Genomic DNA, 6,686 nt, shown 5'->3' on the forward strand with positions numbered 1-6,686 from the left:
AGGCGGGGGCGCTCGCGCCGCCGGTCGTCGACGGCGAGGGGGCCTTCCGCAGGGCGCTGGTGACGGCCCGCCCCTGGGTGCTCGACGAGGCCGACGGTGAGCCGGACGCCTTCCCAGAACCCTGGTCGGTCGCCTTGGAACCGCCGGACGAGCTCGCGGAGGAGGTCGCCTTGCCGCTCGGGGTCGCCGAGCCGCTGGGGGTGGCCTTGGGGGAACCGCTGGTGGAGGGCTGCGGCGTCGGGCTGCCCGCCGCCACGGTCTCCACGGGCCGGAAGTACAGCTGGGCGGTCTGGCCGACCTGCTGACGGGCCTGGGCCTCGTTGGTCCCCTTGGGGATGTTGACGACGATGTTGTCGCTGCCCTGCGTCTGGACCTCGGCCTCGGAGACACCGAGACCGTTGACACGGCGGTTCATGATGTCGACCGCGGTGTCCATGTTGGTCTTGTTGATCGCGTTGGGCTTGCCCGGCGTGTTCTGCGCCTTCAGCGTGATCGTCGTACCGCCGGCCAGGTCGATGCCCAGCCTCGGTGTGGTGTCTCCCGACCAGAACATGCCGCCCACCAGGGCGGCGATGACGATCAGGAACAGTGAAAGGGTGCGGCCCGGCCTGCCCGGCGACCCCGGGGACCTACGACCCTTCTTGGGTGCTGCCACCTTCTCGATTCTCCCTGTCCAACCGCCCTCCGTCCGGTGGTGAGCGCCGGAGCCTGAAGCGGCCACGAAGTGTTGTGGGGCCCGTGCCCCGCCAATTCGTTACGGCCCCTGCACCGCCGGGCGCCGCGGTGCGGCGGCCCGGGGTCGCGGAGGTGACTACTTCGTTCCGCTCTCGCCGTCGGTCTTGGCCTCGCCCTTGGCGTCGCTCGCGGCGGCGTCCTTCGGCTCGGCGTCGTCCGCCGGCTTGTCCCCCGCCGCGTCCTCGGCGTCGGCGTCGGCGCCCTTGGCGTCGGACTTCGTCAGGTCGGCGCCCGGCTTCTTGCCCAGGTCGATCTTGGAGACCTCGCCCTCGGTCAGCGACGAGGCGTCGTCCGGGACGACCGGCGCGTCGAGACCGAGGTCGGCTGCCGGGTCCTCGCCGTGGACGATCCGGTTGTACTCCTCGTCGTCGAGGACGGAGCCGATCGCGTTCTTCGCGTAGACGGCGTGCACGCCGGGAGCGACCTCCAGGAGGACCATCTCGTCATGGACCTCCTTGACGGTGGCGAACATGCCGCCGATGGTGCGCACGCCGACACCGGGCTGCACCTCGTTGCGCATCGAGGCCGCGGCCGCCTGCTTCTTCTTGGCGGAGCGCGTCATCAGGAACATGGCCCCGATGAGCACGATGAAGGGGAGGAGGGTCACGATACTCACGGGAGGGAACTTCCTTCGCACGACCGCTGTCGAACGGCCTGGTATTCGGGGGTGGGCACGCCGACCGGATGGGGCGGCATCGGCGGAGTCTAGGCGAGTCCGCATCGTTGGAACAACGCCCAGCATGGCACCCGGGTTCCGCCCGAGGCGAGCGAGTGTGCTCTCAGGCTCCGAACAGGCCCTGTTGTCCGCTTGCTCCCGGTGCGTTCCCCGGGGCCGTGAGCCCCAGGTGCGCCCAGGCCGCGGGGGTGGCGACGCGGCCACGGGGCGTGCGCGCCAGCAGCCCCTCCCGTACGAGGAACGGCTCGGCGACCTCCTCGACCGTCTCACGCTCCTCCCCCACCGCCACCGCGAGGGTGGACAGGCCCACGGGGCCGCCGCCGAACAGCTTGAGCAGCGCGTGCAGCACCGCACGGTCCAGGCGGTCGAGGCCGCGCTCGTCCACCTCGTAGACCTTGAGGGCGGCGGCCGCGACCTCCCGGGTGACGAAGCCGTCACCCTTGACCTGCGCGTAGTCGCGCACGCGGCGCAGCAGCCGGTTCGCGATACGGGGCGTGCCGCGCGAGCGGCCGGCGATCTCCGCGGCGCCCGCCGCGTCGACCTCCACGTCGAGGAGCTGGGCCGAGCGGTGCAGGACGCGCTCCAGCTCGCCGCTCGCGTAGAACTCCATGTGTCCGGTGAAGCCGAAGCGGTCCCGCAGCGGCGGCGGCAGCAGGCCGGCCCGGGTGGTGGCGCCGACCAGCGTGAACGGCGGGAGCTCCAGCGGGATGGCGGTGGCGCCCGGCCCCTTGCCGACGATGACGTCGACGCGGAAGTCCTCCATCGCCATGTAGAGCATCTCCTCGGCGGGCCTGGACATCCGGTGGATCTCGTCGAGGAACAGCACCTCGCCCTCCTGGAGGGAGGAGAGGATGGCCGCGAGGTCGCCCGCGTGCTGGATCGCGGGGCCCGAGGTGATGCGGATCGGGGCGCCCATCTCGGTGGCCACGATCATCGCGAGGGTGGTCTTGCCGAGGCCGGGCGCCCCGGACAGCAGGACGTGGTCGGAGCTGGCGCCGCGGGCGAGGGCCGCCTTCAGTACGAGGTCGAGCTGTTCCCGTACACGCTCCTGGCCGACGAACTCGGACAGGGACTTCGGGCGCAGCGCGGCCTCGACGGCCTGGTCCTCGCCGTCGGCGGAGGCGCCGACGAGCCGGTCGGCCGCGTCGGCCCCGGGCTCCGTGGCGGCGTCGGCGGCGGCATGAGTGGCGTCCCGGGGGTCGTCCCAGTTCACTGCGTACCCTTCGGTGGTCCTTCGGTGGATCTGCCGGCCCCCGTGCGCGGGAGCGCAGCGCCGGCGAGGCTCAGCGGGTGCGGTTCAGGCTCTGGAGCGCGGCCCGCAGGAGCTGCGGCACCGGTGGCTGCGCCCCTTCCGCCAGGGCGGCCTCGGCCTGCGGAGTGACCTGGACGACGGCCTCCTCGGCCTCGCGGCTCTGGTAGCCGAGCCCGACGAGCGCGGAGAGCAGCTGGTCGCTCCAGGGCGCGGGGCCGCTCGCCACGGCGGCGGAGCGCACGGCCGCGCCGGTGGAGAGCGGGGCGCCGAGCCGGTCCTTCAGCTCCAGGAGCAGTTTCTGCGCGCCCTTCTTGCCGATGCCGGGCACGGCCGTGAGTGCCTTCTCGTCGCCCGTCGCGACGGCGGTGCGCAGCGCGTCGGGGCTGTGCACGGCGAGCATGGCCTGGGCGAGCCTCGGGCCGACCCCGCTGGCGGTCTGGAGGAGCTCGAAGACCTGCCGCTCGTCGTCGTCGGCGAAGCCGTAGAGCGTGAGCGAGTCCTCCCGCACGACGAGGGAGGTGGCGAGCCTGGCCTGCTCGTCCAGGCGGAGCGCGGCGAGGGTCGCCGGGGCGCACTGGACGGCCATGCCGACGCCGCCGACCTCGATCACCGCCGTGGTGGGGGCGAGTGCGGCGACCCGGCCGCTGAGGAACGCGATCATGGGGTGACCTTCCGGACTGGGGTGCCGCCGGGCGCGCGGGGAGCGCGCTGGGCGCGCGCGGCGGCCTGGGCCTGCTGGAGGCGGTGGGTGGCGGGGGCCCGCCAGATGTGGCAGATGGCGAGGGCGAGCGCGTCGGCGGCGTCGGCGGGCTTCGGCGGCGCGGCGAGCCGCAGCAGCCGCGTCACCATGGCGCCGACCTGTGCCTTGTCGGCGCGCCCGCTGCCGGTGACGGCGGCCTTGACCTCGCTCGGGGTGTGCAGGGCCACGGGGATGCCGCGGCGCGAGGCACAGAGCACGGCGACGGCGCTCGCCTGCGCGGTGCCCATCACCGTACGCACGTTGTGCTGGCTGAACACCCGCTCCACCGCGACCCGTTCGGGCTGGTACTGGTCCAGCCAGGCCTCGATCCCCCGCTCCACGGCGACCAGTCTGGCCCCGAGGTCGCTGTCCGGGGGCGTACGCACCACACCGACGCCGAGCATCGCGAGGGGCCGGCCGGCGACCCCCTCCACCACGCCGATGCCGCACCGGGTCAATCCGGGGTCGACGCCGAGGACCCGCACCGCGCACCCCCCTTCGCTCAACTGTTCCAGCTGATCAGCACCTTAGTGGCCGCCACCGACAAAGCGACGGACCGACGGAGACACGCTCCGTCGGCCCGTCGGCTGTGCGGGTGCCGGCCGGGGCCGGTCAGACGTCGACCTTCTCCATGACCTCGTCGGACACGTCGAAGTTCGCGAAGACGTTCTGCACGTCGTCGCTGTCCTCCAGCGCGTCGATCAGCTTGAAGATCTTGCGCGCGCCCTCCTCGTCCAGCTCGACCTGCATGGTCGGGACGAAGTTGGCGTCGGCGGAGTCGTAGTCGATGCCGGCCTCCTGGAGGGCGGTGCGCACGCCGACCAGGTCGGTGGCCTCGCTCAGCACCTCGAAGGACTCGCCGAGGTCGTTGACCTCCTCGGCGCCCGCTTCGAGGACCGCGCCCAGCACGTCGTCCTCGGACAGCTCGCCCTTGGGGACGACGACGACACCCTTGCGGTTGAAGAGGTACGAAACCGAGCCCGGGTCCGCCATGGAGCCGCCGTTGCGCGTCATCGCGACGCGGACGTCGGAGGCGGCGCGGTTGCGGTTGTCCGTGAGGCACTCGATCAGCACGGCGACACCGTTCGGGCCGTAGCCCTCGTACATGATCGTCTCGTAGTCGGCGCCGCCGGCCTCGAGGCCCGCGCCGCGCTTGAGGGCCGAGTCGATGTTCTTGTTGGGCACCGACTGCTTCTTCGCCTTCTGCACGGCGTCGAAGAGGGTCGGGTTGCCCTCGATGTCGGCGCCGCCGGTCTTCGCGGCGACTTCGATGTTCTTGATCAGCTTCGCGAAGAGTTTGCCGCGCTTGGCATCGATCACGGCCTTCTTGTGCTTCGTCGTAGCCCATTTAGAGTGGCCGGACATCTGCCTGTCTCCTTCGCGTAACCGATGCAGCTCTGTTCGCCAGAGATCCTACCGGGGTCCGCTCATGCTACGGATCGCACCATGTCCGCGAACAGCCGGTGCACACGGTGGTCTCCGGTCAGTTCCGGGTGGAACGAGGTCGCGAGGACGTTGCCCTGGCGTACGGCGACGACGTGGCCCGCGTGCTCGGCGAGCACGGCGGCCCCGGCGCCGACGGACTCCACCCAGGGCGCGCGGATGAAGACGCCCTCGACGGGCCCGCCCTCGACGCCCGCGACCTCGACGGCGGCCTCGAAGGACTCGTTCTGCCGCCCGAAGGCGTTGCGGCGCACGATCATGTCGATGCCGCCCACGGTCTCCTGGCCCGACCGCGGGTCGAGGATCTTCTCGGCGAGCAGGATCATGCCCGCGCACGTCCCGTACACCGGCAGGCCGCCGCGCACCCGCTCGCGCAACGGCTCCAGCAGGCCGAACAGGACCGCCAGCTTCGACATCGTGGTGGACTCGCCGCCGGGGAGGACGAGCCCGTCCACGGCGGCCAGCTCCTCGGGGCGGCGCACCCGCACGGCGGCCACCCCGGAGGCGGCGAGCGCCCCGAGGTGTTCGCGCACGTCCCCCTGGAGGGCGAGCACCCCGACGGTGGGGCCGGCGGCGTCGTTACCAGCCACGGTTCTCGAACCGCTCGGCGTCGGGCGCCGCGTCGAGGTTGATGCCGACCATGGCCTCGCCCAGGTCCCGCGACGCGTCCGCGATGATCTTCGGGTCGTCGTAGAAGGTGGTGGCCTTCACGATGGCGGCGGCGCGCTTGGCCGGGTCGCCGGACTTGAAGATGCCGGAGCCGACGAACACGCCCTCGGCGCCGAGCTGGCGCATCAGCGCTGCGTCCGCCGGGGTGGCGACGCCGCCCGCGGAGAACAGCACGACGGGCAGCTTGCCGAGCTCGGCGACCTCGCGCACGATCTCGTACGGCGCGCGCAGCTCCTTCGCCGCGGCGTACAGCTCGTTGCGGTCCGCGCCGCGCAGCCGGGCGATCTCGCCCTTGATCTGGCGCAGGTGGCGGACTGCCTCGACGACGTTGCCGGTGCCGGCCTCGCCCTTGGAGCGGATCATGGCCGCGCCCTCGGCGATGCGCCGCAGGGCCTCACCGAGGTTGGTGGCACCGCAGACGAAGGGGGTGGTGAAGGCCCACTTGTCGGAGTGGTTGGCCTCGTCCGCGGGGGTCAGCACCTCGGACTCGTCGATGTAGTCGACGCCGAGGGACTGGAGGACCTGCGCCTCCACGAAGTGGCCGATCCTGGACTTCGCCATGACCGGGATCGACACGGCGCCGATGATCCCCTCGATCATGTCGGGGTCGGACATGCGCGCGACGCCACCGTGCTTGCGGATGTCGGCCGGGACCCGCTCCAGGGCCATGACGGCGACGGCGCCCGCGTCCTCGGCGATCTTCGCCTGCTCCGGGGTGACGACGTCCATGATCACGCCGCCCTTGAGCTGCTCGGCCATGCCGCGCTTGACGCGGGCGGTGCCGGTCTCGGGGTTCGTCGAGGGAGCCTGGGCGGAGGTGTGCGGAGCAGTGGACACGAAGGCCTCGCTGGGGTGAGGGAAGGGAAACCTGCGGGATTGATGGAACGCCTGGTGGGGCGGGCCGGACAAGAGCCAATGCGCGGCCGGTGGACTTCTCGGGGTGCGATCCGCACCACTTTCGCGGCGCGCGCGGCACGTCTCTGGCGGCGCGTGTCTCCCGTCTTCGCGGCGCGCGCTTCCCGTCTTTCGCGGCGCGTGCGTCCCGTCTTTCGCGGCGCGCGCTTCCCGTCTTTCGCGGCGCGTGCGTCCCGTCTTTCGCGCCGCGTGGGCCGTCCTGGTGCAGCCCCGCGCGTGCCAGGCGCCCCCCGCCCCCCCGCGGCCCCCGCCCCCCC

The 6,686-nt window shown here is 72.4% G+C and carries 7 protein-coding genes and 1 pseudogene; all 8 read right to left on the bottom strand.

The window, feature by feature from the left end:
- Positions 1–655: pseudogene (locus tag LCE31_RS34340) on the bottom strand (protein translocase subunit SecD); the annotation flags it as partial.
- A gap of 156 nt (positions 656–811) precedes the next feature.
- On the bottom strand, positions 812–1,351 hold the full coding sequence (gene yajC, locus LCE31_RS34345; protein ID WP_225021519.1) for a preprotein translocase subunit YajC: 540 nt from the start codon (positions 1,349–1,351) through the stop codon (positions 812–814).
- Positions 1,352–1,514: 163 nt separating this feature from the next.
- Positions 1,515–2,624 carry a Holliday junction branch migration DNA helicase RuvB gene (ruvB, locus tag LCE31_RS34350; protein ID WP_225021521.1) on the bottom strand — a complete coding sequence of 370 codons (1,110 nt, stop codon included), beginning with the start codon at positions 2,622–2,624 and terminating at the stop codon, positions 1,515–1,517.
- 70 nt (positions 2,625–2,694) lie between these two features.
- Positions 2,695–3,324 carry a Holliday junction branch migration protein RuvA gene (gene ruvA, locus LCE31_RS34355; RefSeq protein WP_225021523.1) on the bottom strand — a complete coding sequence of 210 codons (630 nt, stop codon included), beginning with the start codon at positions 3,322–3,324 and terminating at the stop codon, positions 2,695–2,697.
- The gene (ruvC, locus tag LCE31_RS34360; RefSeq protein ID WP_225021530.1) at positions 3,321–3,887 is read right to left on the bottom strand and encodes a crossover junction endodeoxyribonuclease RuvC; all 567 of its coding nucleotides are present in this window, start codon (positions 3,885–3,887) and stop codon (positions 3,321–3,323) included. The genes ruvA and ruvC overlap by 4 nt, the downstream gene beginning before the upstream one ends.
- A gap of 127 nt (positions 3,888–4,014) precedes the next feature.
- Complete coding sequence (locus tag LCE31_RS34365) at positions 4,015–4,767, bottom strand: YebC/PmpR family DNA-binding transcriptional regulator (RefSeq protein ID WP_225021525.1); 753 nt, start codon at positions 4,765–4,767, stop codon at positions 4,015–4,017.
- Positions 4,768–4,829: 62 nt separating this feature from the next.
- Positions 4,830–5,435, bottom strand: a complete 606-nt coding sequence (pdxT, locus tag LCE31_RS34370) for a pyridoxal 5'-phosphate synthase glutaminase subunit PdxT (RefSeq protein WP_225021527.1) — start codon at positions 5,433–5,435, stop codon at positions 4,830–4,832.
- Complete coding sequence (gene pdxS, locus LCE31_RS34375) at positions 5,425–6,351, bottom strand: pyridoxal 5'-phosphate synthase lyase subunit PdxS (RefSeq protein ID WP_225021529.1); 927 nt, start codon at positions 6,349–6,351, stop codon at positions 5,425–5,427. Before pdxS ends, pdxT begins: the two co-directional genes overlap by 11 nt.
- Positions 6,352–6,686: the final 335 nt, after the last annotated feature.

Origin of the sequence: Streptomyces sp. 8L, from assembly GCF_020176795.1 — a bacterium.
GTDB lineage: Bacteria > Actinomycetota > Actinomycetes > Streptomycetales > Streptomycetaceae > Streptomyces.

Bases quoted from the DNA above. Each gene is read 5' to 3' on its own strand.
- ruvA (WP_225021523.1), bottom strand. From the start codon at position 3,324: ATGATCGCGTTCCTCAGCGGCCGGGTCGCCGCACTCGCCCCCACCACG.
- LCE31_RS34365 (WP_225021525.1), bottom strand. From the start codon at position 4,767: ATGTCCGGCCACTCTAAATGGGCTACGACGAAGCACAAGAAGGCCGTG.